General features: G+C 52.4%; 18 protein-coding genes and 1 tRNA gene. 8 read left to right on the top strand and 11 right to left on the bottom strand.

Annotated features, from left to right (window positions below; all coding sequences use genetic code 11):
- Positions 1-21: 21 nt before the first annotated feature.
- Positions 22-113 (top strand) — tRNA-Ser (locus tag KFE13_RS15385).
- Between the two features lie 48 nt (positions 114-161).
- Here KFE13_RS15385 and KFE13_RS15380 read toward each other — a convergent pair.
- The 4 genes from KFE13_RS15380 to KFE13_RS15365 form a co-directional block, all read right to left on the bottom strand.
- Positions 162-1,166, bottom strand: coding sequence for a LacI family DNA-binding transcriptional regulator (locus KFE13_RS15380; protein ID WP_260703995.1), 1,005 nt, complete (start codon positions 1,164-1,166; stop codon positions 162-164).
- Between the two features lie 55 nt (positions 1,167-1,221).
- Positions 1,222-2,739, bottom strand: a complete 1,518-nt coding sequence (locus tag KFE13_RS15375; protein WP_260703992.1) for a glycoside hydrolase family 27 protein — start codon at positions 2,737-2,739, stop codon at positions 1,222-1,224.
- 442 nt (positions 2,740-3,181) lie between these two features.
- Positions 3,182-3,751 carry a ComEA family DNA-binding protein gene (locus KFE13_RS15370; protein WP_260703991.1) on the bottom strand — a complete coding sequence of 190 codons (570 nt, stop codon included), beginning with the start codon at positions 3,749-3,751 and terminating at the stop codon, positions 3,182-3,184.
- A 265-nt stretch (positions 3,752-4,016) separates the two neighbouring features.
- Positions 4,017-7,490, bottom strand: coding sequence for a TonB-dependent receptor (locus KFE13_RS15365; protein ID WP_260703985.1), 3,474 nt, complete (start codon positions 7,488-7,490; stop codon positions 4,017-4,019).
- A 298-nt stretch (positions 7,491-7,788) separates the two neighbouring features.
- On the opposite strand from KFE13_RS15365, the gene KFE13_RS15360 reads away from it, so the two are divergent.
- The 4 genes from KFE13_RS15360 to KFE13_RS15345 all read left to right on the top strand — a co-directional run bounded on the left by KFE13_RS15360 (position 7,789) and on the right by KFE13_RS15345 (position 13,475).
- Complete coding sequence (locus KFE13_RS15360) at positions 7,789-8,931, top strand: LacI family DNA-binding transcriptional regulator (protein ID WP_260703983.1); 1,143 nt, start codon at positions 7,789-7,791, stop codon at positions 8,929-8,931.
- A gap of 65 nt (positions 8,932-8,996) precedes the next feature.
- Positions 8,997-10,544 carry a sugar ABC transporter ATP-binding protein gene (locus tag KFE13_RS15355; RefSeq protein ID WP_260703980.1) on the top strand — a complete coding sequence of 516 codons (1,548 nt, stop codon included), beginning with the start codon at positions 8,997-8,999 and terminating at the stop codon, positions 10,542-10,544.
- Positions 10,541-11,491 (top strand): ABC transporter permease, encoded by a 951-nt coding sequence (locus tag KFE13_RS15350; protein ID WP_260703979.1) that lies wholly within the window; start codon positions 10,541-10,543, stop codon positions 11,489-11,491. Before KFE13_RS15355 ends, KFE13_RS15350 begins: the two co-directional genes overlap by 4 nt.
- A complete protein-coding gene (locus tag KFE13_RS15345; RefSeq protein WP_260703978.1) occupies positions 11,481-13,475 on the top strand; it encodes an ABC transporter permease/substrate-binding protein in 1,995 nt (664 codons plus the stop codon). The genes KFE13_RS15350 and KFE13_RS15345 overlap by 11 nt, the downstream gene beginning before the upstream one ends.
- An 8-nt stretch (positions 13,476-13,483) precedes the next feature.
- Here the strand turns inward: KFE13_RS15345 and KFE13_RS15340 are convergent, their stop codons facing one another.
- The 7 genes from KFE13_RS15340 to KFE13_RS15310 form a co-directional block, all read right to left on the bottom strand.
- Positions 13,484-14,536 carry an aldose 1-epimerase family protein gene (locus tag KFE13_RS15340; protein ID WP_260703977.1) on the bottom strand — a complete coding sequence of 351 codons (1,053 nt, stop codon included), beginning with the start codon at positions 14,534-14,536 and terminating at the stop codon, positions 13,484-13,486.
- A gap of 42 nt (positions 14,537-14,578) precedes the next feature.
- Entirely contained in the window at positions 14,579-15,457 is an 879-nt protein-coding gene (locus KFE13_RS15335; protein WP_260703975.1) for a 3-keto-disaccharide hydrolase, read from the bottom strand.
- Between the two features lie 21 nt (positions 15,458-15,478).
- A complete protein-coding gene (locus KFE13_RS15330; RefSeq protein ID WP_260703973.1) occupies positions 15,479-16,621 on the bottom strand; it encodes a Gfo/Idh/MocA family protein in 1,143 nt (380 codons plus the stop codon).
- Between the two features lie 10 nt (positions 16,622-16,631).
- Positions 16,632-17,681, bottom strand: a complete 1,050-nt coding sequence (locus KFE13_RS15325; protein ID WP_260703971.1) for a sugar phosphate isomerase/epimerase — start codon at positions 17,679-17,681, stop codon at positions 16,632-16,634.
- Between the two features lie 7 nt (positions 17,682-17,688).
- Entirely contained in the window at positions 17,689-18,906 is a 1,218-nt protein-coding gene (locus KFE13_RS15320; RefSeq protein ID WP_260703969.1) for a cupin domain-containing protein, read from the bottom strand.
- Between the two features lie 63 nt (positions 18,907-18,969).
- Positions 18,970-20,514: a hypothetical protein gene (locus tag KFE13_RS15315; RefSeq protein WP_260703967.1), complete on the bottom strand. Its 1,545-nt coding sequence runs from the start codon at positions 20,512-20,514 to the stop codon at positions 18,970-18,972.
- Between the two features lie 62 nt (positions 20,515-20,576).
- Positions 20,577-22,163 (bottom strand): PQQ-binding-like beta-propeller repeat protein, encoded by a 1,587-nt coding sequence (locus KFE13_RS15310; RefSeq protein ID WP_260703965.1) that lies wholly within the window; start codon positions 22,161-22,163, stop codon positions 20,577-20,579.
- A gap of 269 nt (positions 22,164-22,432) precedes the next feature.
- On the opposite strand from KFE13_RS15310, the gene KFE13_RS15305 reads away from it, so the two are divergent.
- The 3 genes from KFE13_RS15305 to KFE13_RS15295 are packed head-to-tail and all read left to right on the top strand — an operon-like array spanning position 22,433 to position 25,372.
- Positions 22,433-23,506 (top strand): cytochrome-c peroxidase, encoded by a 1,074-nt coding sequence (locus KFE13_RS15305; RefSeq protein ID WP_260703963.1) that lies wholly within the window; start codon positions 22,433-22,435, stop codon positions 23,504-23,506.
- A gap of 17 nt (positions 23,507-23,523) precedes the next feature.
- Positions 23,524-24,303, top strand: coding sequence for a carboxypeptidase regulatory-like domain-containing protein (locus tag KFE13_RS15300; protein WP_260703961.1), 780 nt, complete (start codon positions 23,524-23,526; stop codon positions 24,301-24,303).
- Between the two features lie 4 nt (positions 24,304-24,307).
- Positions 24,308-25,372 carry a YVTN family beta-propeller repeat protein gene (locus KFE13_RS15295; protein WP_260703959.1) on the top strand — a complete coding sequence of 355 codons (1,065 nt, stop codon included), beginning with the start codon at positions 24,308-24,310 and terminating at the stop codon, positions 25,370-25,372.
- The last annotated feature ends 5 nt before the right edge of the window (positions 25,373-25,377 follow it).

Below are 25,377 nucleotides of genomic sequence, written 5' to 3'. Positions count from 1 at the left end.
TTCAGGATAAAATGAAGTCACGGAGAGGTGGCAGAGCCCGGTTGAATGCACCTGACTCGAAATCAGACATAGTCGTAAGGCTATCGGGGGTTCGAATCCCTCCCTCTCCGCCACTCACTTCCCTGTAAATTCTCCTGCAACTAGGCCAATAGTTATCGGAACTACCCGCCTGCCACGGGTCCGGTCGATGCTCGCGCCACCAGCTCGGTTGAGATGACATGATTGACTCCCCGCACCTTAGAGCCTTTGGCCGTGCCATAAAGAGCGGTGAAGGCACGGGTTGCGATCTCTATACGCGAAACACGGATTGTAGTGAGAGGCGGCTGCATGACGCTGCTCAATTGGATGTCATCGAAACCCACGAGTGAGATCTCTTTTGGAATCTGTATCCCGCGCAAGTGCGCGACATTAAGAGCACCGATCGCCGTCAGGTCGTTGGAACACATTATCGCAGTCGGCCGAATGCGAAGATCAAGCAGCTCGTTCATAGCAGCCTGCCCACCATCGACGCCGTGATTCCCGATGCGAATGTATTCGTGCGGAAGTGTAATGTTGCGACGCTTCAGAGCAGCAATAAATGCATTGCGCCGCGCCGCTGCAGACCTAAGAGCAGGTGGTCCCTGAATGAGAGCGATGCGCTTGTGTCCAAACTGGAGGAGATGATCGATGGCCAGGTCGATTCCATGCTCATAATCGATGGAGATGTTGCTGATATGAGGCCCGACCTTTCCCGTATCGAGAAAGACTATTGGTATCTCACGACGACTGAGAATCTGAACTAACCTGGGCTCCATCTCCGAAGTCATGATGGCAACACCATCGACCTTGTGTTCGACTAGACGACGAATACACTGCTCCATCCGCTTGAGGTCATAGTTTGTATCGACAACGAGCGTCTCGTAGTCATATTCCAACGCTTGGTGCTCGAAGGACTTTACTAGGTCTGGGAAAAACGGGTTAGCGATATCAGAGATGATGAGACCGTAAGTATTGCTCTTTCCAGAGCTGAGTGCGCGCGCATAGGTATTGGGAAAGTAACCAATTTGCTTAGCTACTTTGTGCACTCTGCGGGCAGTAGCCGGATCAACCGTGGCTGAACCGGTAAAGACACGCGAAACGGTGGCCGAGGAGACACCAGCTGCCTTAGCTACCTGCCGGATGTTCATCTACGATCGTCCTCTCTGCCGCGATCATTTCGCTACGACCACCTCAGCATTCTGTCTATTTGCTCACACGCAAAAGAACAACACCATGCCTGGGAACTGAAGTTTCAAATTTATCTCCTTTGACAGAGACGTTTTCGTGCTTCCAAAGGTCGCGGACACGCAACGATTTACCGGCAAACGCCGGGTCAATGCTGCTGAAGGAAAGGCTAGCAGAGGCTGGCTGCTCGCTTCGGTTGAAGATACCTACAACGAAGGAGCCATCTTTCATCTTGCGAACGAGCGTCTCCATACTTCCATCTTTTTCGAGACTCTTTGTCGGTAGCGCTGCCGGGTCCTGGTCAACAGCGATGACTTCGGTGTTCATGAGAATCGATTTTGTTTCCTCTGACATATTGCGGATATCGTTGCCCGCAATCAGCGGAGCCGAAAGCATTGACCACAGGCTCATGTGCGTGCGATATTCGTCAGCATTCATACCGCCGTTACCGATCTCCAGCATATCCGGATCGTTCCAATGACCAGGTCGCGTATACGAAGCGATCTCCAACTGTGAGAAGCCGATCTTATCCATGGAGTCCCATGCATCGCGTATGTCGCCTGTAGTCCTCCAAAGATTGCCGCCGACGAGTGTCCCCCATTTCCAGGGAGCATTTTCTCCATACTGGCAGAGGCTGAAGACAATGGGGCGTCCAGTCGACTGCAACGCCTCGCCCATCTTCTGGTAAAGGGCGCGGTGGTTCGCTTCGGTTGAAGAGTAGATGTTGCGTGCACTGCACAGGTCATATTTCAGGTAATCGATACCCCACTTGGCATACATCTTGGCATCCTGAATCTCATGGCCAAAACTGCCGGTATAGCCGGCACATGTCTTCGGCCCCGGCGAAGAGTAAATTCCGATCTTTAATCCCTTTGAATGCACATAGTCGACAAGACCTTTCATGTCGGGGAACTTCGTATTGGTGAGGATATTTCCTTCGGCGTCCCGGCCTGCTTCCCAGGTGTCGTCAATATTGATGTAGACATAGCCGAGTTTGCTCATGCCGCTGGCGACCATGGCATCGGCTATCTCGCGAACATCCTTATCTGTAATTCTGCCTGCGAACTTGTTCCAGCTATTCCAACCCATCGGCGGCGTACGCACCAAACCGTTGTCGGGCACGTTCCTCAAGGCAGGCAAAGGAAGCGGGGCTGGAGGCATCGCTGCTTCACTCGTTGTCCGCTCCGCATCACCCTTGATGTTTTGACCTCGGTATCCCTGCGAGGTCAAAGTCATCTTTCCATCATGGAAGGTGCCGTCGTAGACGACGGGTCGGCGACCAAAACCTCCAGCTGGAGCTCCAGGTTGCGGAGGAGGAGGAACGGTAGCGAAGTGGACGATATCTCCTTTGATGGTGCCTTCGATCGGGATGCCGGATGGATCGCGACCAAGCCACTTACCTGAAAGGTTTTCACCATTTTGTTCCAGTTGGAAGAATGTCTCCCGGTAAGTTCCATCCCCATTCGGTGAGCGGAAGTTCCAATAGCCCGTCAGGCCTGATTGCGCGAACGCCGGAACGACGATCGCACTCGCCAAAAGGACACAAGTAACCCTTCGCACGATCGACTGATATTGAACACGTATTGGCATGGAGATCATGGGTATTCGCATCAATCATTTCCCTCTTTCTGGCATAGAACAAAGCTGGACTTCAGGTAGGCCACCATCCACCTGCGATTCTTTCAAACGCGAAACAATGTAAACGAATTCATCCCGAATAGGCAAAATTAATGGCAATCCGATTACAAAATCATAGGAATTATGCGTTTTTTCTTGGGTTACTAAGCCTCTTACTCACTGAGGATCGGGATTTGAACCTATCCACAGAAATGATCAGGCCATGAAATCGATTTCAATCTATACCTGAAACGACACATATACGTACTTTAAAATAATCAGGGCCGGATTCTACAAAGATCCGGCCCTGATCCTTTGCCAAGGAAGCAGAGTGTCCTCGATATCAGGACTCAAAAAATGCCTAAAAGGTCATACGGTTTTTCCGCACATCCACCTCTTTTGCATCCAATCCGGGAACCTTTTTGACGTCCTCGATCGATTTGAAAGCACCATTCTTTTCCCGGTAAGCAACAATATCGCCAGCCTGCTTTCCAGAGAAGCCAAGTTGCGACTCAAGGTCTGCGGCAGTGACCTTATTCATGTTGATCTTTCCTGTTACCGGGGGGAAATTCTTAGCGAGATAGTCGAGAATCTCAGTGAACTCCTCATCGGAAGCAGACGCGCCGAAGCCGGCCATTTTTGTAATTTCCGCCTCCCAGCCATCGCGGCTCTGCCCGTTCGCAATCACATTGGTAGGCGAATGACACTTCCCACACACGCGAATCAAAGTATCTTTTCCGGGGCCCTCAGGAAGTCGAGAATATTGTGAGCTGGGCTTCGATTGTCCCGAAGCTGCAGATTGCTCTCCAGCGGGAGTCTGCGACGATGCCAGCACTGCAGATGATGCGATCACAATTCCAGTCCCCAATATAAGCAGACTGACCGCAACAATTCTTATAGATCTTTCGCGCAAAACCTTCGACTTGTTCATTTTTATCAATACCTTGGTATCTAATGCCTGGACTTAAGACGCACGATAGAAGCAAGAGGGTTGTTACCGATCATTAACCCATCATTGCAGGGCGATGCTCAATTTATTGAATCATTTTAACCTGATGCAATCGCTGTCGCGCGCAGTTCGCAGTCACGACTAAAAGCCAAAGGCTATCCGCACATGGATAGCCTTTGGCCGTTGTCCAATAGATCGCGGTAAATCATGGACATCGTCGCATGTTTGACGGCCATGTTTATCCGTTTTAGAACAGCACTTTAAGGCCAAGCTGAATACTGCGGTTATCCATCGAGGTCGAGGTGATCTTTGCAACGGCTGAAGGCGTGCCTAGCGCTCCCGAGGGGTTAGAGAAGATGCCTGTGTTGATGATGTTGTAGGCCTCGGCTCGGAATTGCGTCGTAAAACGTTCACGAATCTTGAAGCTTTTGATAGCCGATAGATCAAACGATACGGTTCCAGGTCCCCGTAATACGTTACGTGTCACCCATCCCTGCAGATTCGGTTGCGGGCGAGTAGCGGAGACATACGCTCCCGGTGTGCCACTAAAGGTTGCCAGAACCGGATCCTGCGAGAAGGCCGTAGGATCAAACCAGTTGCTGATAGACCTGGCGCCTCTGCTCTTGTACGCGCTCGCTAACGTGCGGTTCGGCGCGAGGAAGACACGGCAAGAGATATTGTTCGCAAAAGTACAACCGGATCCAGAGATATTGAATGGATAGCCCGTGCGCAACTGGACCGCTGGCTGGAAGCTCCAACCGCCTAGAAGCGCTGTACTGACCGGGCCCTGCAGGAACGCTTTGCCCTTGCCGAACGGAAGCGCATATCCACCTGAGATCACGGCACGGCTGCGAGTATCGAAGTTCGAGTAGGAATGGTCAAACGACATCGTCGTTGCATACGAAGAGTCGTTAGCAGCTGCCTCACCAGAGAAATTATCCAGATTCTTCGACCATTGATAGCTGCCCAGGTAATAGAAGCCGTTCTTGTTACGCTTCTCCACCTTGATCGAGCCGCCATTAAAGTTAGCCGATCCGTACGTAGCGCTTGTCAGCACTCCATTACCAAACTGCGGATACGGACGGACTAAGGTTGTTGGGATTTGGAACGGGTACTGGATGTACATGTTCTGGTCATAACGCTTCCACGAGTGATGTGTATTGCTGCCCGTGTACGCAATCTCCAATATCAGTCCGTTGCCGAGATCCTGCTGAAGGCTCATGTTCCATTCCTGCGTAATGGGACGGCTATTGTCCGGACGGATCGAAAAGGGAGACGGAATTTGCGTGGCGGTGGTTGGATCGGGGAAAAGTCCGTTGGTGGACACGTTGGCAAAATTTTGCTGAAAATACAGCGGGGCAGCATATCGAGTGAACTGCAGCTCGTTGGTGTTTAGATTGTCGAGATAGATGCCGAAGCCGGCGCGGATCACCGTCCCAGGCCGCGCTTCGTATGCGATTCCGATACGCGGCATGAAGCCGAGTTTCTTGGGCTGCACAATACCCGGTTGGTAGGTTCGGCTGAAATCGATGTATTTCCTATATGCAGCCGGAATGATACTCGGGATCTTCACAAAGGTGATTAGCCCCGTACCTGGATCAAGCGTTCCTTCCAGCCCATTCTGTTCGATCCATGGAGAGTTGTACTCCCAACGCATGCCGGCATTCACAGTCAGGCCGTGACCAACCTGCCAGATGTCATTAATAAAGGCGCCATATGTGTTGTCGCGATAATGCCCCAGCGTGGTACCCGCGTTGCCATTGCATCCGGAAGTGCACATGCCGCGCGCGTAGTTCTGAAACTTGTTGTAGAAATACCAGGTTCCGTTGAGTTGATACCCCTTCTGGCCAATCGGGCAGTTACCCACTGACGTCACGTTATTGGCATCATCCGGGCTGGTTGGAACATACTGTACACCATTGATTTTGGCATAGGTCGCCGAGGTGCAGTTATCGAACGTGGCGGCACCACGGGCGTTGTTATCAGCAATCTGCCACAGCCGGCGGTTCTGGTATTGGAAGCCCCCCTTCAGCGTGTGCTTGGAAAGCACATAGGAGACGGAATCACCGACACTGATGACGTTTTCATGATCCCCCTGATCTCCCGCGGAGTTACCGCCAAAATCGGCTGCGCTTGTGTAGTTCTGAATTGTGAACGCAGCACGTCCGTTCTGGTTAGGAGCCGTCAGAGCGGTGAGATTGTTGAGCCCCTCCGCCGCCGCCCAGTTCTTCCCCGGGAACGCAAGCACACCAAGAGTGATGTTGTAGAACTCATTCCAACCGATACGGGCCTCGTTTACAAGCTTGGAGCTAAACAGGTAGGTGTGTCCAAGTACAGCATTGCGGCCGAGCAGAGGATTATTTTGAGTTGCTCCACTTACCTGTGGGCTTGCCTGAAGAGAATCAAAGTTAATGTAACGGCCGAAGAGCTGACTCTTCTGGCTCATTGTCCAGTCGCCACGGATGGTGTACTGGTCATAGTTATCCTGGAAAGGCTTTGTCAATGTGTAGTTGGAGGTCCCAAGAACGGTCGTCGCGTCTGAAGTAAGAACCGGGTAAGTAGGATTTAGCGCTAAAGCAGCTTGACTTGTTACGGCGAAGTTGGCTGGATTCGTCTTGCTGTATTGGAATCCACCAGGGCCGTTCGGGCCAGGAAGCGCCTGGCTGCTGTTGGCATCCCAGGTACCGTTCAGTTCATTTTGTGTTGGGAACAAAGCAGTCAACACTGTTCCTTTGGAGGAACGCTGTCCTTCATAACCACCAAACATAAACAGGCGGTCTTTGATGATGGGGAAGCCCAACGTGCCGCCAAATTGGTGGCGATGGAAGTCCGGCTTTGGATTGAAGATCTGTTGGCCGTTGATAACGCTATAAGTTGGCGCAAAATAATTGCGTGCGTCGAAGATCGAATTACGCGCGAACTCGTAACCTGTGCCATGAATGGAATTTGTGCCGGACTTTGTCACCATCGAGACAACCGCCTGCCCCTGGCCGTACTCCGTGGAGTAGGTTGAACGGAGAAGGTTGAATTCCTGCAGCGTATCCGTGTTCGGTTGCAACGACATTACGTTGAAGCGAACCGATCGAACATAAGTACCGTCGAGCACATAGTTCGTCGACGAGCCACGTCCGCCATCGACCGTAATGTAGAGCGACCGTGTGCCGAACTGGCCGGGTGTTCCCGTCTGACCGCCCTGCGCTGGCGAAACCCCCGGCGCAAGAGTTGCCAGTTGGAGTACGTTACGGCCATTCAACGGGAGGTCATTAATCTGCTTTTGATCGATGACCTGGCCAACCGTCGCTTCCTGCGTCTGCAACTGCGGCGGCAGCGTGCTCACCTCAACCGTCTCACTTCGTTCACCAACGCTGAGTGTCACAGAACCATTAGCGGTCTTGCCGATTTCAACGTCGAGTGAAGGAATTTGAACTGTCTTGAAGCCCTCCTTCTCGATGCGCACCTTGTAATTGGCTGGGGGAAGGTTCGGGATAGACCAGTCTCCGTTATCGTTGGTCTTCGCGATACGCTCGGCTCCGGTGGCATTATTGGTCAGATGTACGACAGCCCCGGGGACCGAAGCGCCCGTTGCATCCGTCACTCTGCCTGCGGCGTCGGAACTGGAACTAGCCTGTCCGTATGCGAAGGAGGCAACCATCGGAGCTACGGTGAACGGCGCCATTGCCACTACAAACGTAAGCATCAGCGAACGTATAGTCCGAAACATTGAATTGCTACCAGAGGTTCGATCTACAACAGAATTCCATAGGGCTTGACTACCCTGACCTACCAGGAAATTCATGGGAGTGGCCTCCAAATGTCCGGGCGTCTCGGCCCGGGTTGTGCTTGATGTGAAGTTCTGCAGTGACTAGTTCAAGACGATATGAGACGTCTCATTTTTATCGTCGAGGATACTATCCATGCCATATCAGCGCTGTCAAGAAGATTTCTTTTACCCTTGAACCATTTTCTATAGGGGAACTGGCCCTCATTTTGTGGAGTATCTGAAATCGTCTCAATTTCGGATGATTGAGAAGACTTGGCATTGCTCCCTGCTCAAAACGAAGCATCATGTAGGATTTGTCATTATGCCGCCCACACAAAAAGAACTGGCCAAGCTGGCGGGGGTATCTTCCGGCACGGTGTCCAACGTTATAAGTGGCTCCACAAAGGTCAGCGAAAAATCACGCCAGAAGGTTCTGGAAGCAATCAAAGTTCTGAATTATCAACCGAATTTGATCGCCCGCAGTTTGCGAACGAACAGAACACGCACTCTAGGAATCGTTGTCCCCGATATCACTATTCCCTTTTTCCCGAAGATCATTCGTGGCGCAGAATCCGCAGCTCGGGAGAGAGGATACTTTTTGATCGTTCTCGACTCCGAGGGCAGCTCTGATCGCGAATCCGATATGATTGCGTTGCTCCGCGCGCAACGTGTCGAAGGAATTCTACTGGTTACAGCCAGCGGTCAAGACCTAACCCCAGAGCGATGGAGTGCATTCACCTCTCAACTGCCAATTGTCTGCCTTGACCGGCTTCCAGCAGATCTTGATGTCGACTCAGTCTGTGTTGACGACTGTGGAGCAGCCGAGATGGCGATCTCTCACTTGCTAGCTCTAGGGCACACACAGATTGCGGCAATCACTGGCCCCCTTACACTTCGCAACGAGCAGGAACGTCTGCGTGGCTACCGGCAGGCATTGCAACGCGGAGGCATCTCTACTCAGCGTTCCCTTGTGTGGAGCGGCAGCTTTGAACAGGACGATGTGGCCAGGTTATGCCAGAATGGGATGTTGAAGCCCGCTGGTCGGCCATCCGCTCTCTTTGCAACGAATGGCGTAACAGGACTCGCTGCACTTCGTAGTCTCTACTCCATCGGGATGAGTACCCCCAAGAATTTTTCCTTTGTTACCTTCGATGAAATAACTGCCGAAGACTTCTTTCAACCCGGGATTACCTCCGTCGTACAGCCGACCTTCGATATGGGCTATCGAGCAGTTGAGGTTTTGCTGGATAGGATCGAACGCGGAGAATCCGCGCCTCGAGAAAAAGTTCGTCTTCCGGCAACCATCAAAGTGAGAGAATCATCCGGAGCTTCTCTCATCCAGACATCGCAAGACGAAACCGCACGAAAAAAAGGTTTGGCAGCACAACGGATTCGTCGCTGACAGCATTGACATGCATCGCGACAATCTCCTAAAGTGAGACGTCTCATATAGATGCAGCTATCCAAATGCAGAACTTCTCTGAACATCCTCGACTAGTAGAATCACACTCTCTTCTACGAGCAAGAGGGATTACGAAGCATTTTTCTGGAGTCAAAGCATTGCGAGGCATATCGTTTGATCTGCTCGCAGGCGAAGTACATGCATTGATTGGTGAAAACGGGGCAGGAAAATCTACCTTTACCAAGATTGTGACCGGTGCGCTCACTGCCGATTCTGGCGAGTTGGAAGTAGAGAATCAACCTGTTATCGACAATAATCCTGACCACGCCCGTTCAATTGGAATAGCCGCAATCTATCAACAGCCCTCCCTTTTCCCGCATCTCAGCGTCGCAGAAAACATTGCTCTTGCTCTGGAGAGCGACAAATCCTCCTGGAAAATCAACTGGCAAACGCGCAATACGCACGCCGCAAAACTCATTGAACAACTTGGCGCCCAAATTGAGCCAAAAAGATTAGCCGGATCACTCAGCATGGCCGAGCAACAAATTGTTGAGATAGCAAAAGCTATTGGTTCTCAGTCGAAGATTCTATTTATGGATGAACCGACCGCGCTGCTTACCCAATTAGAAGTCGATAACCTTTTCAGAATAGTTCGGGAGCTACGCCTGCAAGGCGTCGGCATTGTGTATATCTCTCACCGTCTGCACGAGATTCAAGCCATCTCAGATCGGATCACGGTTCTGCGAGATGGACAGACAATCGACTGCAAACGAACCTGCGATATCAGCCGTGAGGAACTGATTCACCTCATGGTAGGTCGCTCTGTCGCATCCATATTCCCAAAGCGCTCCGTTCCTATCCGCGAGACCGTACTCTGCGTACAAAACCTTCATCATACGGCCACGGGTCTTCACGATATTTCGTTCTCGGTTAAAGCAGGAGAGATTCTTGGATTTTCGGGTCTGGTAGGTTCAGGCCGCACAGAACTTGCCAGGACGCTCTTTGGTCTCAGTCCCACCGATTCGACTATTTCTCTTTGCGGCACTTCAGTACAAATTTTGTCTCCCAAGCAGGCGATCCAACTTGGAATCGGCTATCTGCCTGAAGATCGGCGCCAACATGGACTGATTCTTGATATGACCGTATCAGCCAATATCGCTATCACAAACATGAAGTCTGTCTCTCGCTATGGGCTGCTTAATCACCATGCTGAAAAGACACTTGCGGAAGGCTTCGTGTCCAGCTTGCATATCAAAACTCCATCTACATCTGTTCCAGCTATGCAGCTCTCAGGCGGAAATCAGCAGAAGGTAGCGCTTGCTCGCTGGCTGGCTATCAAACCTAAAGTTATGATCCTTGATGAACCCACGCAGGGAGTCGACGTCGGCTCAAAAGCCGAAATCCATGAATTCATCTCCCACATGGCCGAGGATGGCGTAGCTATCATCCTGATCTCGTCGGAACTTCCTGAGATCGTTGGGATGTGTGATCGCGTTGCCGTATTCCACGAAAAAACGATTGCAGGCATTTTGGATCGCTCAGAGGCTACACAGGCTCGCATCATGACTCTGGCCTTCGGACATTCCAGCGATGCAGGAGTACGGATCCAATGAAGCAACGAACCAAGGAGGCCGGGGTTCTTCTTGTCACGCTTGCACTATTGGCCGTCCTTGCCCTATGCGCAGATGGTTTCTTTACCTGGGCAAACTTTACCGATCTATTTTTGTCGACCATGCCTGTCATGATCGTTGCCATCGGGATGAGCCTTATCATCCTGACAGGTCACATCGATATCTCCGTCGGTTCAATCTTTGCGGTCTCCAGCATCGTAATGGGAGCCTGTTCGGCGAAAGGTATCCCTGTACTAATGAGTGGATTGATCGCTTGTTTGCTCGGAGCTCTCTTCGGAGCTATCAACGGTGCCCTGGTGTCTTATCTCCGCATTCCTTCTATCGTAGTAACGCTGGCAACGATGGTTATTCTTCGTGACGGACTACGCTGGGTGACCCAGGGTTCATGGATTGTAAACTTGCCTGAGCATTTTCAATGGTTTGGTCTAAATGTAATGACATACACAGTTGCCTGCTTTGCTTGTGTTGTCATTCTCATTCTGGCGGCTGCTCTAGGATTGCAATATACGCGCTATGGAAGAGTTGTCTTTGCCACCGGCTCCAATGTAGTCGCCGCTCGCATTGTTGGAATTAATACGAATCGTGTTGTTTTCTCCGTCTTCACCCTAACTGGCGCTCTTACTGGTTTATCTTCGGTTCTAAACGCCGTCAGATTCAATCAGATCCCAAGTAATTTAGGTCTGGGGTTAGAGATGAAAGTCATCGCTGCGATCGCCATAGGTGGAGCAGTCATTACAGGTGGCTCCACTAGCATCATGGGGACGGTACTAGGTGTCATCCTGCTAGGCTGCATCAGCTCGTCGCTGACTTTCCTTCACATCGATGCCTATTGGGAAAAGGCGATTCAGGGATGCATCATCCTAATCGCTATCGCCTCCGACACACTTGCTAGCTATCGCAGACAGGATGCCAAACTCCTTGCAAGCTGATCTCACAAAGAAGGCCAAATACAATAATCTGCGAATCCTGATCGCGGCGCTTGTTGCAATAACCGCTTTCTTTGCCCTTAAAGCACCATCCTTCCTTACCTCGAAGAATCTGTTTGAGATTCTTCGTTACAGTGTCGAATTAGGATTACTGGCTGTTGCACTTACCCCGATTTTGATTACAGGCGGAATCGATCTGTCCGTTGGATCTATTGTCGGGTTAAGCTCCATCGTTTTTGGGATGGCTTTCCATGCTCAGCTTTCGATTCCACTTTCCATCACACTGGCCTTGTTGACCGGTATCCTTTGTGGATCTTTGAACGCATCTCTGATCGCAAAATTCCGCCTCCCCCCTTTGATCGTTACGCTGGCGACCTACTCTCTCTATCGCGGCATAGCAGAAGGCCTCACGCATGGCTCCCAAAGTTTTACGGGGTATTCAGGATCATTCCTTCGCCTTGGACAGGGATACTTTCTTGGAGTGGTGCCTTTTCAACTATTCCTATTCATCCCAGTCGTCGTTTTTTATATTGTTCTGCTGCATCGTTCCATCCTCGGGCGCTGTCTCTACGCCATCGGTTTTAATGCAGACGGAGCCCGCTACGCCGGCATTCCAGTTGGCCGTAACACTGCAATCTGCTATTTGCTCTCGGGACTCACTGCGGGCCTCGTGGCAGTGATCTACGTCTCACACCTCGGACTTGCGAAGTCCGATCTAGGCACCGGCTTCGAGCTCCAGGCAATCACGGCCGTTGTCCTCGGCGGAACATCGGTCCTTGGCGGGCGTGGCACAATCGCTGGAACCCTCTTGGGGCTCTTCTTTATCACTACACTTCAGAATGGCATGCACCTTCTCAGCATTCCATCTGAGATTACCGGCGTAGTTACTGGGGTTTTGCTTCTAGCCGTAGTGGTTGTGGATTTATCGCAAAAAAACTCTGCGGGCGCACCTAAGCCAAACCAACGCAGACGTCTTATTGCCATCTCAGCATTTTCTGCAGTAGTTGCTTCATTCGCATTCTTGACCTATCAATTTTCTAAGCATTCAAGGGCCACAGATTCATCCATACGCGCACAAGAAGGACATCGCCCTCTAATAGCCGTCATGCCCAAAGCAAAGGGAGATCCATACTTCATAAGCGCCCGCGCCGGGGCCGAGGAAGCTGCCCGTGAACTTAATGTCGATCTCATATGGGATGGTCCAACTAACCTGGACGCCTCACAGCAGAACGAATTGATCGAAAATTGGATCACCAGAGGTGTGAATGCAATTGCTGTTGCTGTCGAAAATAAAGGCAGCATATCCACCGTTTTACGCAAAGCTCGCGAACATAACATTGCAGTACTTACGTGGGACGCAGATGCTGAGGCTGATGCGCGAGATTACTTTCTTAATCAAGCCACTCCAGAAGGAATAGCCGATGCTCTTGTAGGAGAAGCAGTACGGCTCTTACCCGGCGGCGGCAAATTCGCCATCATCACAGGAGCATTGAGCGCCGAAAATCAAAATCAATGGATAGCATCCATTAAAAGCACGGTTGCCGAGAAACACCTTCCACTGCAATTGGAAACGGTTCTTCCAAGTGATGATGATCGCGACAAATCTTTCTCACAGACTCAAACCATTCTAAAAGTCTACCCAGACGTCAAACTCATCATCGCTATCTCAGCGCCGGCAGTCCCGGGAGCAGCCGAGGCGGTCCAGCAGGCAGGCCGCAAAGTTAATGTTATTGGCCTGTCTCTTCCATCAATCTGCAGATCTTATATTCACAACGGTTCTGTACAGTCCATTGTTCTTTGGAATACGCGCGATCTTGGCTACCTTACCGTTTATGCAGGATGGCTCGATTCAATGAAAACAATTCGCAAGGATGCCACGAGTGTTTATGCTGGCCGTCTCGGCCGTTTAGAGATTAGGAATGATGAGATTATTCTCGGAAAGCCTCTGCTGATCAATAAAAGCAATATCGACCAACTGCCCTTCTAAACCAGCTTTTACTGGCCTATGGCTTCGCTCACTTTCGCAGCTGAATCAAGAACCTGCAGCTCCAGATAATATCTCCGCTTTTCACCAGGCTGAAGCATTTCCAGTAATCCTTGTTCGCGCACAGTATGACGTCCTAGCGTGCTGCAATTTGAGGGCTCCAGGCCAAGGACAAAGTGGTTTTCACCTGTCATCTTCCATTGGACAAATTGCGTCAGAGACGCTGCGTCATAAATTAATTTAATTCCAAAATCTGCGCGGTCCTTATCACGCACAAGCACAATCGAAATGCACCCGTCAGTGCTCTTTTCCATTTCATGAAAATAGACCTTTTCCGCGATATTCCGCATTGGCTCTCCGAATACTGCCCATTGGTCCACACTCTCCGCTGAAAATGCATCAATCGAGTGAGCTTTTTTCGAAGGAGCATAAACTTTGGAGTTCGAGGTCAGCAGAGGATAACCAAAGTTGAAGTGATAAAGAATCATCAGTGGTGTATCGCGAACTCCTTGATTCGTCACTATATCTTCAATAGCAAATCCTTTGCTCTTGAGCGAACTGCTCACTGTACGCTCAAGCAACATATTTGCTCCGTGCACAGATGCTTCCCTAACCTGCCCCTTGATCGCGAAGAAGCAATCGCCCTTCTCCCATGTTTCTGACCAATGGACTTGCTCAGCAGGCGTGTTTGATATGACACCATGCAAGCCTAGTTGCTCGCCAGCATCCATTGAGGGCCTGCCCACGGTTGTAAGCCCACACGTGGTCAGCAATCCGCCAGAAAAGGTCTTCAACCACTCCAGATCACGATTGGAATAGTATGCCGGGTGGACCAATCCTTGCGGTGCGTGCCAGCATAGAGACTGCCCTAGAAAGCTCGCCTCATAGATATCCATCCCTCTGTCGGGGACAACCCAGAACTCGAAACCTGCAGCAGTACGAACGCGAAGAGTCGACGTTCCTTTTGCCCTTCCATCTGCATGCACAAAATTGGAAATTCCACCCAATTGGGATAGACGACCCACATACTTCAATAAGGACTTGCTGGAATCGTCACCGCTCATGCAAATACTCAGCCCCTCTCGTGATATGCGGCATCCTTGTTTTTACGGCAGTTTCTTAAGCCAGATATTACGATGCGAGATCTTAACATCACCACCGCCTTCAATCTCAAAGGCAAGAACTCCCTGTGCCGCATAGAACTTAGGATCGGTATCAATAAGAACAGCCATAACATGGCCATTCACAATATGGGTCAATGTGTGGCCATCCGCAATAATCTCATACTGGTTCCACTCGCCCGGCTTAATAAAGGACTTCAGGTCATCCGAGCTGCCTAGCGTGGCCAACAGCCTTGGCTTCACGTTTGGCTCAGTTGCAACCATCTGCCCTCGCCACGCAACGATTCCACGAGGGCTGTCCTGCTCATATAGCTGCCCTGTGTATCGATTGTTGTAATCAAAATCTGCCTGATAGCCCGTAAGGTTCCATTTGGCATGCTGTAGAAGCAGGTCTTGATTCTTCTTTACCCTCTGCTTCTGTTCATCATTCATTTGCGCGAGACGCTCTGCAGGAACCTGTCGGATCTGCGGTGGCACAATCTTGCTGCGGTACTGGATACCGCCATTCGCTCCGGCCCCCTCCAGCTTCATTTCCACCCGAAGTCTGAAATTATCGACCTCCCCGCCCTGCCAGATGATGTTGGTCGTCCCCGAGGGATGCGCGTCGCTTGACACACCAACAATCGCCCCGTCTTCAACATGCCAGACCTCCGATGGCCCATCCCATCCATTCAAAGTCTTTCCATCAAAGATCTGTGTCCACCCTTCATGGTCGTTGAAATCAATTGGCTCCGGCTGAATAAATCTGCTGGCTGCCGCGGGCGCAGTTTTTTGTTGCGCAGCCACCGTTCCTACAGTCGTCGCAATACACACACCAGCGACCATTGCAGAGAACTTGCGATTCCAATGAGCACGACGATTCATATAATGACTTCTCCTCGAAGATCAAATACCTGTGGTTTCCCACTGCCTGGTCTTTGCAGATTTCAGAACAGCATCAGTCACATAATCGACGGCCAGGCCATCTCTGAATGTCGGAGCTACTTCCCTTCCCTGACCAATGCCTTGCAAGAAATCCGCGACCTGATGAATGAAGGTATGTTCGTATCCAATCTGTAAGCCAGGCACCCACCACTGTTTCATATACGGATGATCCCCATCTGTAATGTGAATGCTCTTCCATCCACGCAGCCTGCTTTCATCCCGATGGTCAAAAAACTCCAACCGATGGAGATCATGCAGGTCCCATCTTGCTGAAGCTTTCTCACCATTGATCTCAAGCGTAAACAGCGCTTTGTGTCCACGCGCATAGCGAGTAGCTTCAAACAGGGCCATCGATCCATTTTGAAAGCGTCCAATGAAGGAGCTGGCATCGTCGATTCCCACGGGCTCCATCTTGCCGGTGATACTGTGCTTGCGCTCCTTGATAAAGGTCTCCGTCATCGCTGAAACTTCATGGATCGCGCCATTCAACCACAGTGCCATGTCAATGTTGTGCGCCAGCAAATCGCCCGTTACGCCACTGCCTGCAACAGAAGAATCGAGCCGCCACAATCCCTCTCCCCCTTGAGGAAGATCCTGTGAGATAGTCCAGTCTTGTAGAAACTGCGACCGATAGTGAAATATCCGCCCAAAGCGCCCTTCGTCCAGCAATTCCTTCAGCAAGACCAATGCCGGCACGCGTCGATAGTTGTACCAGACCATGTTGGGGCTCTTCGATGCATCCATCGCAGCCACCATCTCGCGGGCCTCCACCACCGTTCTGCCAAGCGGCTTTTCGCACATCACCATTTTTCCGGCTTTTGCCGCAGCAATCGCAATCTCGGCATGCGTATCGTTCGGGCTCGCGATATCGATCAGGTCGATATCGCTGCGCTGAATCAGCGCACGCCAGTCAGTCTCGATCGATTGATAACCCCAGTTTTCTGCAAACCCCTTCACGCGATCTGCATTGCGGGCGCAAACGGCTTTTAGAACTGGTTTATATGGCAAGTCAAAGAAGCGAGGAGCCTGCAGAAATGCATTCGAGTGCGTTCTCCCCATAAACCCGTAGCCTACCAAGCCGATATTGAGATCTTTCTTTGCCATATCTTCAGCTCTAATCCCATCCATGAGCATCACGTACTTCGATCAATGTGTGCAGCACATCATTCCATGTCTCTGGTGAAGTCATGGTTGCGTTCGAAAACATACAGCCATCCCAGCAGATGTGCTGAAACGCACGCGTTGGATTCCCATCAGGACCACGCATCCAAAGACCGGCAACCTTCACAATATCCATCTTGCCGTTTGGATCATTGGCTGGGCAATGACGTCCCGTTTTATCATGAGACCCCGTACCGTGGACTGTGCCATCGTTCTGGGCAACATGAAAATCAATTGTCCATGGGCGAAGCGCATCGGTGAGCTTTCGAAGAGCTTCCATTAATGCATCCTGCTGTGACCAGTCGAAATCCTCCGGCAACAGCCTGCTCTCTAAAGAGTTGTACCCTAGTGTGTAGAGCAACGAATGCGCCATGTCGGCCTGAAATCCAACCGTCTGCGGCCGTCCCACCAGCTCGAGCAACTCCACCATATGCGTCCAGCCGTGCATGCCACCCCAGCAGATCTCGCCTTCGGCAGCCAACCGCTCTCCAAATCCTTCAGCGATAGCAGCGGCTTCGCGAAATGTTGCGGCAATTCGCTTCGTATTTTCGACAGGAGCCTTCGCCCACTCAGACGGGCTCGTGGCCGAGTCAATGCGCACAACACCATAGCGCCTGATACCAAGGTCACGTAGCGTCTCCCCCATGGCGCAGGCTTTCTTAACTTGCGTGAGAAATCTGTGTCGCTTTTCTTCATCTCCCATCGCCGATCCGCCACCCGTCGGCGACCAAACGGGAGCCACCAGCGATCCCACAACAAGATTCCGCTTTGCGATTCCATCTGCTAGCCGAGCCAGGTCATCCTTGGTCGAATCGATATCGACATGCGGAAGCGATGCAAAAAGATCGACTCCATCAAACTTCTCCCCGTCGACCTCAGCCGCTGCCGTCATGTCCAGCATCGTTTCAAGATCGATAGGAGGCTCTGAATCCGGACCTTTACCAACCAGACCGGGCCACATTGCATTATGAATAGCCGGCTTCGTATGCGTCGCGTTGCTCACGTGCTCCTCACTTCGTCAATAAGGGAACAGCATCAGGATTACCCGGCCCGAAATGCTTCAGAAGAACGAGGGGATCGCTGGAACTCGTATTCTCAATCACGACTCCCTGCTTTGCCGCATCTGCCGTCACAAACAACTCGTCCTCTGTCATTTGTCCGAATCGGATCATCGACGGAGTTGAAATTGTCAGACCGCCAAAACTTCCATGTCCCTGTGTCACAATCACGCCATATGCTGCAGCATCCTTGATCACCACGCGACGATTCGGGGCAACTGTCAACTCCTTCGCCGAGTAGTGTGGGGTTCCGTACGTCACCCATACCTCGCGATATCCAGCATCCGCCATCTCTTGCTCAGCCCCGACTAGTCGCGGAGAGGTCTTATTGGACTTAACAAATTCCGGATTTACATTCGCATCCCAATCCAGCATGCTAACCAGATAATCAATGTTTTTGCTGAACTCTGGCCTCACATCTTTTGTCAGGAGGCTCCAATCTACAATGCGGCCTTCCACCTCAGACTGGAACATGGCAAAGACATCGCTATTCACCTGAGGCTCATAGGTCACAAGCGATCCCGGCGCATGAAGAATCCCCGGATCTACCTGCCAGCCCTCCCCAGGGATAAGTCGATAGGCACGTGAATGCGCAAGAATCCCATTGTCTCCTTGGTTCCACCTCTCCAGGCAACGGCATATATCGTCCTTTGTCGTACCCGGCTCAAGCCCCATATAGGTATGGGGAAAATTGTTCTGAATCTGGTTGTATTGCGGCGGAAAATAGTAGGCCTCAGGTTTACCCTTCTGTCCAACCTGCTTCGCAAACTCTTCCGACTGATGCATGTGATGTGGAATTGGCCCCATGTTGTCGAAGAACTTGCACAACAGATTCCATCCGCCTTCGCGCTCCATGACATCTGCGCCCAGCAATAAATCACCTGCAACCTCAACTGCTTCTTTCAGAAGAAAAGAATCGCCCCCTAAGGTTTTCACATAACTTAAGCCCTCATCCGGCAACGTGCCCGGCCCATTCGAAGCCTGCGTCGTCGATGAAAACCATCGCTCGTTTATTCCTCCACGATGTCCGCCAAAGGCGTATAAATCATCTGGATGCAGTCGCAGTCTTCTCCCCGGAATCATGAAGGAACGCGGTACCCAGCATGGAGCCAGCCGAAGCACTCCGTTACCCACATTCATCGCTTCTTCTAATGTTGTCCGCTTAAGCATCTTTATCCCTTTACCCAAAATCTTCATTTACAAACATTCGGTCTATATCAGACAAATGCGCCGTCAATGCTCCAGCCCAATCCCGAACGAATAGAGCATGTTGTCGTGAGTGACAAAAAACACATGCCCGTCACCCACCGCAACCCCGGCCATATGTGCATACGTGCCAATAGAATCACCACTGGAATATAGCTCTTTGCCATTCGCAGCATCGAGAAGAAACAGCTTCGCATGCGTTGAAGCATTTCCTTGGGCCAACACGACAACCATACCGTTCGCAATAACGGGCGGCGCTGGATTCACAAAATCATGTGAGATCCACTGCGGCGCCAGCAACCACTTTCCCCCTTCATCTTCAATCTTGAAAGCCACAATGCTGCCGTGTGAGACGAGGCCATTCGTCATACCAAACTTCGCAGCATCGACCTGCCCCGGAATAGAAGCAAAGACCCACGCTGCTCCTGCAGCATCCTGCCAAACTGCCAACGCGCTCGGTGCATCCTCGTTTACTTTCGATATAGAAGCAGTCTGCGCCAACGGAGTCTGGTGATCCGTTCCACCCAGCGATTCTGCATCAAGCAGAACAAAGCTGCCATCCTTGCCGGGCGCAACCAGCAACTTTTTCTGCTTATAGGTAAACGCGACGGGGGTTACATTGTGCAGCTCGCCCTCGCCAGCCGGAGTGAACCAGTCCTTCACTTTGGCATCGGGCGTCAGAGCCACAATGCTATTGGAATAAATTCCCGCCGAAGCGTCTGTGCTTCCTTTACCTGTAACGACATATGCAACACCATCCCCCAAAGTTGGTCCCATCGCAACAAGTTGAGGAACAGCATTTGTCGAATATCTGTAGACCGGATAGCTCGGAGAATTTACATCGATCGCATAAAGAGCATTCTCTGCTCCGCAACCAGAACTGGTTACAGAATAAAGTGTCTTCCCCTCAATGCTGATCCCCTTCGAAACTCCACCAGGCCCAGGTAAAAACTTCACTGGAGGAGCAAAATCCGCCCCCGTCGCAACCACCTGCTCATGAAGATAACCATCTGCCGTAAGGACATAGATTCCCTTAAGCCCGAATCCTCCTCCACCTGCCGAAACGCCAACTCTGCGCGCCGAAACCGCTAGCGGAGGCTGCGGTTGCGGCGGAGGAGTCCCCGGAGCTCTGCGTGCACCAAAGTTGATCACCGCAGGAGGCTCCATGAGCATCGCCATATTTGATATACCGCACGACGCAGCCGGAGCAGCATCATAGTGCTTTTGCCACAGCATCGTCCCCAATTCCGAGTCCACGGCATAAACATCCTGCGGGCCGGCCCAGATAACGAAGTCCTTAAACCCATGTGCATTAATTAACCGTGGAATCAGCAACGGCTCGCTGTATGAACGGCTATCTCCTGCCGCGGTCCCGAGTTTGATCTTCCATAAAAACTTGAACTCGCTCGACAGATTGTCTTTCGTAATGATCTTTTCGGCCTTTTGCACCCCCGCGTGCCCCGCATCATTGCGAGCTGTGCTCCAATTTCCCAGCGTCTGCCCACTTGCCTGCACCACGCAGAAAAGCGCTGCAAACGAAACTCCCCCCCATACGACCGGCGATATCTTCATTCTGACAATCCTCAATTCAGCTTTCTGAGCAAAGCCTCAAGGCAACATGCATAATGTCTTTGCTACCTAATGCCGAAGCAATAAATCGTTCCATCGAACGTTCCGAAGATCACGCGTCCACCAGCCACTGAAAGCCCAGCCTGATGCAGGAACGACTTCACCTGATCCCCGCTTGAATACAGTTCCTTACCCGTCTGCGCATCCAGCACATACAACTTCGCAGGAATTGATCGCTCGATTCTCTGCTCTGCGCTGTAAAGTCCACCCTCTACCTCGTTTGCCTGCCCCGTAAACTCGCCGCCAGCCAGAGCGAACACCAAGCCATTAGCCACCACCGGAGCCTCCGCTGTCATCATGTCCCGTGACTGCCACACCGGTGTCATGACTATCTTCCCCGCTTTATCCACCACTTTGAAGGCCAGAATCCCTCCGTTCGGTGTAGGGCCATAATTCACAGGAAACTTGAACGTCGTCGGCCCTCCATTCGGAGCCAGAACCCACTGTGTCCCACTCCTGTCCTTCCATGCAGCGAAACTGCCCCATGTCCCTTCCGTTTGGAAGTTGACATTCGCATTCGCGATCAACTCCGAGCGGAATAAGGGTGTCTGGTGGTCGGCTCCCCCTATCGACTTGCTATCCAGAAGAAAGAACCGACCTTCCTTACCGCCACCCACAACCAGATCACGTCCTTTGTATGGAAAAACCACTTGCGATGCGTTGATATCGAGGTCGCGAATTGTCAGCCACTTGTAGTTTGAAGGCGTGTAGTAATCCTTCAACGTCAACGTATCGTTCGAGAAGGTATATGCCTGAAAGCTCGTCGAAAGCTGGCCGGTTTTTGCGTCGTAGGGATGGTCTCCGGACGCGAAGTAGATCGTACCGTCCGTCCCGATCGCTGGCCCAGCAGTTCCCCACAATCCCCCCTGAGGCGGAGAAGAAACCGTTACCTTCTTTGTTGCCGTATTGTACGCATACAACGCATTCGCAACGCCCCCGCATCCTTGCCCCGTAATCGTATAGACGACGCCATTTACGAGGTTCAGGCCATACGGCTTACCATAGATACCACCGAGCATCTGGACAGGAGCTTCTTTTTCATCTCCCGTCTCTGGCGCCAGCATGTGCAGGTATCCGTCTGTCGTCAGCACATACAGCACTCGTTCCTTCTCTCCAGCAGGCGTAATCACCGGAGTCGCACTCAATGCATTCGTGCAGATAAAGCCCCGCCCCTCGCCTGCCTCCTGCGGCTGCGAAGACGCCCATTTCAACTTCTTCTCCCACACCAATGCGCCCGTATCCGCATCCATTACGAAAACATCGTTCGAGCTGCCCGCCAAAATGGCTACGGTCTTCACACCACCCGGCGTATGAATCCCCGAAACGATCAGCGGCTCGCGGAACGACTGCATGCCCATCGTCTTGTTGTCCGTCTTTAACTTCCACAGCAGCTGAATCTTACCCGCATTGTTGCGATTGAGCTTCGTTTCGTTCCGCTGCCAGGCATCGCGCTGCGGGTTATAGCTGCTCGTCGTCCACTCAGCCGCCTGACCGAGCGCGATACGGCCGTGTCCCAACGCCGTAAGCCCCAATCCCACCAGCAGAACCATGCCCGGTCGTCGCAGCGGCCGGAGTGACCAATCACGTGCCATGAAAGCCCTCACTGAAATTCCGGAACTCCAAATATGAGACGTCTCATTTCGCGAGGATACTACCCACCTGCCATAAAGCATGTCAAGTAGATTTCCCTCCTTCGCATCCCTTGCGCGTCGCACAAACCATCGTCGCCGAAAAATTATCCAAGAGCTCAGAACTCTCCCCGCTTCGTCCATTTCCCACTCCCTGCCAAAGTTCTTTACGATAAAACTCAGCTATGCGCGTCTTTTCTGTTCGAACTGTCTTTCCATTTCCTCATCGCGCAATGCGGAATGTTCTCCTGACACGCCATGCCGCCGCACTTCTCAGCACAATATGCCTCTTCTTCATTCTTGGCTGCCGTTCCACTGTATCCGATAAACCCATCGACGCCGCGACCACAATTCAGCCTCCGCTCGGCCTCCCTCCAGTTCCCTTCCCACTCGACAACCCTCCAACGGCAGCAACCATCAATCTGGGACGCCATCTCTTCTACGAAAAGCGTCTGTCGAAGGACAACTCCGTCTCCTGCGCCACCTGCCACGACCCTGCGCTCGACTTCACCGACGGCCGTAGCATCGCGCAGGGAGTCGACGCAGCGCTCGGCACGCGCAACACACCAACCGCTCTCAACTCTGTTTATCAGCCGTTTCAATTCTGGGATGGACGCGTAGCCAGCCTCGAGGCCCAATCCTCCATCCCCATGACTAACCCCGCCGAGATGGACCAGTCTCATAAAGTCACCGTATCCAAGCTCTCCAAAAACACTGCCTATCAGCGCATGTTTGCCGAAGCCTACGGCTCCAGCGACATCACCATCGCAAGAATTCAGAAAGCCCTTGCGAGTTTCGAACGCACTCTCCTCAGCGGCGACTCCGCCTTCGATCACTACCAATACCAGGGCGACACACACGCACTCACTCCATCACAGATGCGCGGCCTCTCCCTCTTCATCGATCCCAACAAAGGCAACTGCGCCGCGTGCCATACCATTGGACCGCAATCCTCGCTCTTTACCGACGGTAAGTTTCACAACATCGGCGTCGGTGTTGAAGACGATGGCAACCTGAAAGATCTTGGCCGCTATCTCCAGACCAAAATCGACTCCGACCGCGGAGCCTTCAAAACACCCACACTGCGTAATGTCGCCAACACCGCGCCCTACATGCATGATGGCAGCCTGCAGACCCTGCAGCAGGTCGTCGACTTCTACGCCGGAGGCGGCAACTCAAACCCATACCTCGACAAAGAGATCAAAGTTATCAAACTCTCCGGCCAGGAACGCGCCGACCTCGTCGAATTTCTGAAATCTCTGACGGGTAGGCCTCCTGTCCATGTCGGTCCGCCAGAGAATCAGTAAACTCAGAACAGGCAGTCATGACTATCACTCGGTCCATCGCATTTGCCACTCTACTCTTCGTCGTCCTTGAAACCGGCTGCTCGCGCAAGCTTGCACCAGCTCCGGCAAACGATGCCTCAAAGCCTCAGGTCACCTATTTCAAGGTCGACCCCGCCACCGCAGCGGAGATCACAGGAAAAGTCCGCTACCTCGGCAAAGCGCCGAAGCCAAAGACAATCGACATGAGCGAAGATCCCGCATGTGTCAGCGCGCACCACGGCAAAGCCGTCGATCAGTCGCTCGTCACCGGCCCCGATCACGCTCTCGCCAACGCCTTCATCTACATCAAGTCCGGCCTCGAAGGAAAGACCTTCGAAGTCCCCTCCGAGCCTGTCGTCATCGATCAAAACGGATGCTGGTTCCATCCCCGCATCCTCGGCGTCCAGGTTAACCAGATCGTCAAAATCGTCAACTCCGATCCCGTCACGCACAACATCCACCCTGTAGCCGAGATCAATCGCGAGTGGAACCACAGCCAGGGGCCAGGGGATCCCGCACTCTCACGCAAGTTCCTCCAGGCTGAGGTCATGATCCCCGTCAAATGCAATATCCATAGCTGGATGCGCGCCTACATCGGCGTTCTCGATCATCCCTACTTCTCAATCTCCAAAGAAGATGGCACCTTCCGCATCGCCAATCTCCCGCCAGGGACCTACACCGTGGCAATATGGCAGGAGAAGCTCGGAACGCAGGAGCAACAGATCAAAGTAGAGCCCAACGCGCACGCCGTAGTCGACTTCACATTCAAGGACAAGTAGAGATATGCGTCAACATCACTCCATCTGGACTCTAGGCTGCACTCTCCTTCTGCTCGCCGGTTGCAAATCGCCGACCGCTGCTCCGCCCGCCAGCACCCCGGCTCCCGTTGCCTCGGGAGCGCCAAAGATCTACGCCACGAACGAAGTCGGCGGCGATCTTTCCATTATCGACAGCGGCAACTGGAATGTCCTCGCCACCGTCCCCCTCGGTAAGCGTCCACGCGGAATTCATGCCAGCCCCGATAAGAAAACGATTTACGTTGCCCTCAGCGGCACACCTATCGCCGGCCCCGACGTCGACGAGAGCACGCTCCCACCGGCCGATAAAAGCGCCGACGGCATCGGCGTCTTCGACGTTGCCCAGAATAAGGTTGTCAAAATCATCCCCGGCGGCTCCGATCCCGAAAACTTCGACGTCAGCCCCGACGGCAAGCAGATCTACATCTCCAACGAAGACATCTCTGGTGTCAGCATCGTCGATGTCGCCTCAGGCACCGTCGCCAAGACCCTCAAGATCGGGGCACAACCCGAAGGCGTAAAGGTCACCCCCGACGGCAAGCAGGTCTACATCACATCTGAAGAAACCAGCGAGATCGCCGTCCTCGACCTCGCTGCCGGAAAGATCATCGCAACCTTCAAAGTCGGCCATCGCCCACGCTCCGTAGCCTTCATGCCCGACGGCAAACACGCATACGTAAACGCTGAAAACGACGGCACCGTCACTGTCATCGACACCGCAAAACATAAGGTCGTCAAAACCATCTCGCTCGGCCAGCCTGGGCTCGTCAAACCCATGTCCGTGCTTCTGTCGCCCGATGCCACCCGGCTCTACGTCAGCACCGGCCGCGGCCACAAGGTCTTCGCCATCGACACCGCAAACGACACCGTGGTCGGCTCAGTCGAAGTAGGTGCCCGCCCCTGGGGAATCGCTCTCTCACCCGACGGCAAAACCCTCTACTCCGCCAACGGCCCGTCCAACGACATCACCGCCGTATCGCTACCTGACATGTCAGTGGTGAAGAAGGTCTCAGCAGGCAAAGGCCCCTGGGGAGTCATCGTTCTGCCGTAGCTGGG

The sequence above is a fragment of the Edaphobacter flagellatus genome (assembly GCF_025264665.1).
Taxonomy (GTDB): domain Bacteria; phylum Acidobacteriota; class Terriglobia; order Terriglobales; family Acidobacteriaceae; genus Edaphobacter; species Edaphobacter flagellatus.
Note: the sequence above shows the minus strand (reverse complement) of the source record. Positions and strands in the feature narration are given on the sequence as shown.

What these genes read in the sequence shown, in the direction of transcription:
- KFE13_RS15380 (WP_260703995.1), bottom strand. Translation starts at nt 1,166, where the DNA reads ATGAACATCCGGCAGGTAGCTAAGGCAGCTGGTGTCTCCTCGGCCACC.
- KFE13_RS15370 (WP_260703991.1), bottom strand. Translation starts at nt 3,751, where the DNA reads ATGAACAAGTCGAAGGTTTTGCGCGAAAGATCTATAAGAATTGTTGCG.
- KFE13_RS15365 (WP_260703985.1), bottom strand. Translation starts at nt 7,490, where the DNA reads ATGTTTCGGACTATACGTTCGCTGATGCTTACGTTTGTAGTGGCAATG.
- KFE13_RS15360 (WP_260703983.1), top strand. Translation starts at nt 7,789, where the DNA reads ATGATTGAGAAGACTTGGCATTGCTCCCTGCTCAAAACGAAGCATCAT.
- KFE13_RS15355 (WP_260703980.1), top strand. Translation starts at nt 8,997, where the DNA reads ATGCAGAACTTCTCTGAACATCCTCGACTAGTAGAATCACACTCTCTT.
- KFE13_RS15350 (WP_260703979.1), top strand. Translation starts at nt 10,541, where the DNA reads ATGAAGCAACGAACCAAGGAGGCCGGGGTTCTTCTTGTCACGCTTGCA.
- KFE13_RS15340 (WP_260703977.1), bottom strand. Translation starts at nt 14,536, where the DNA reads ATGAGCGGTGACGATTCCAGCAAGTCCTTATTGAAGTATGTGGGTCGT.
- KFE13_RS15335 (WP_260703975.1), bottom strand. Translation starts at nt 15,457, where the DNA reads ATGAATCGTCGTGCTCATTGGAATCGCAAGTTCTCTGCAATGGTCGCT.
- KFE13_RS15330 (WP_260703973.1), bottom strand. Translation starts at nt 16,621, where the DNA reads ATGGCAAAGAAAGATCTCAATATCGGCTTGGTAGGCTACGGGTTTATG.
- KFE13_RS15320 (WP_260703969.1), bottom strand. Translation starts at nt 18,906, where the DNA reads ATGCTTAAGCGGACAACATTAGAAGAAGCGATGAATGTGGGTAACGGA.
- KFE13_RS15315 (WP_260703967.1), bottom strand. Translation starts at nt 20,514, where the DNA reads ATGAAGATATCGCCGGTCGTATGGGGGGGAGTTTCGTTTGCAGCGCTT.
- KFE13_RS15310 (WP_260703965.1), bottom strand. Translation starts at nt 22,163, where the DNA reads ATGGCACGTGATTGGTCACTCCGGCCGCTGCGACGACCGGGCATGGTT.
- KFE13_RS15305 (WP_260703963.1), top strand. Translation starts at nt 22,433, where the DNA reads ATGCGGAATGTTCTCCTGACACGCCATGCCGCCGCACTTCTCAGCACA.
- KFE13_RS15300 (WP_260703961.1), top strand. Translation starts at nt 23,524, where the DNA reads ATGACTATCACTCGGTCCATCGCATTTGCCACTCTACTCTTCGTCGTC.
- KFE13_RS15295 (WP_260703959.1), top strand. Translation starts at nt 24,308, where the DNA reads ATGCGTCAACATCACTCCATCTGGACTCTAGGCTGCACTCTCCTTCTG.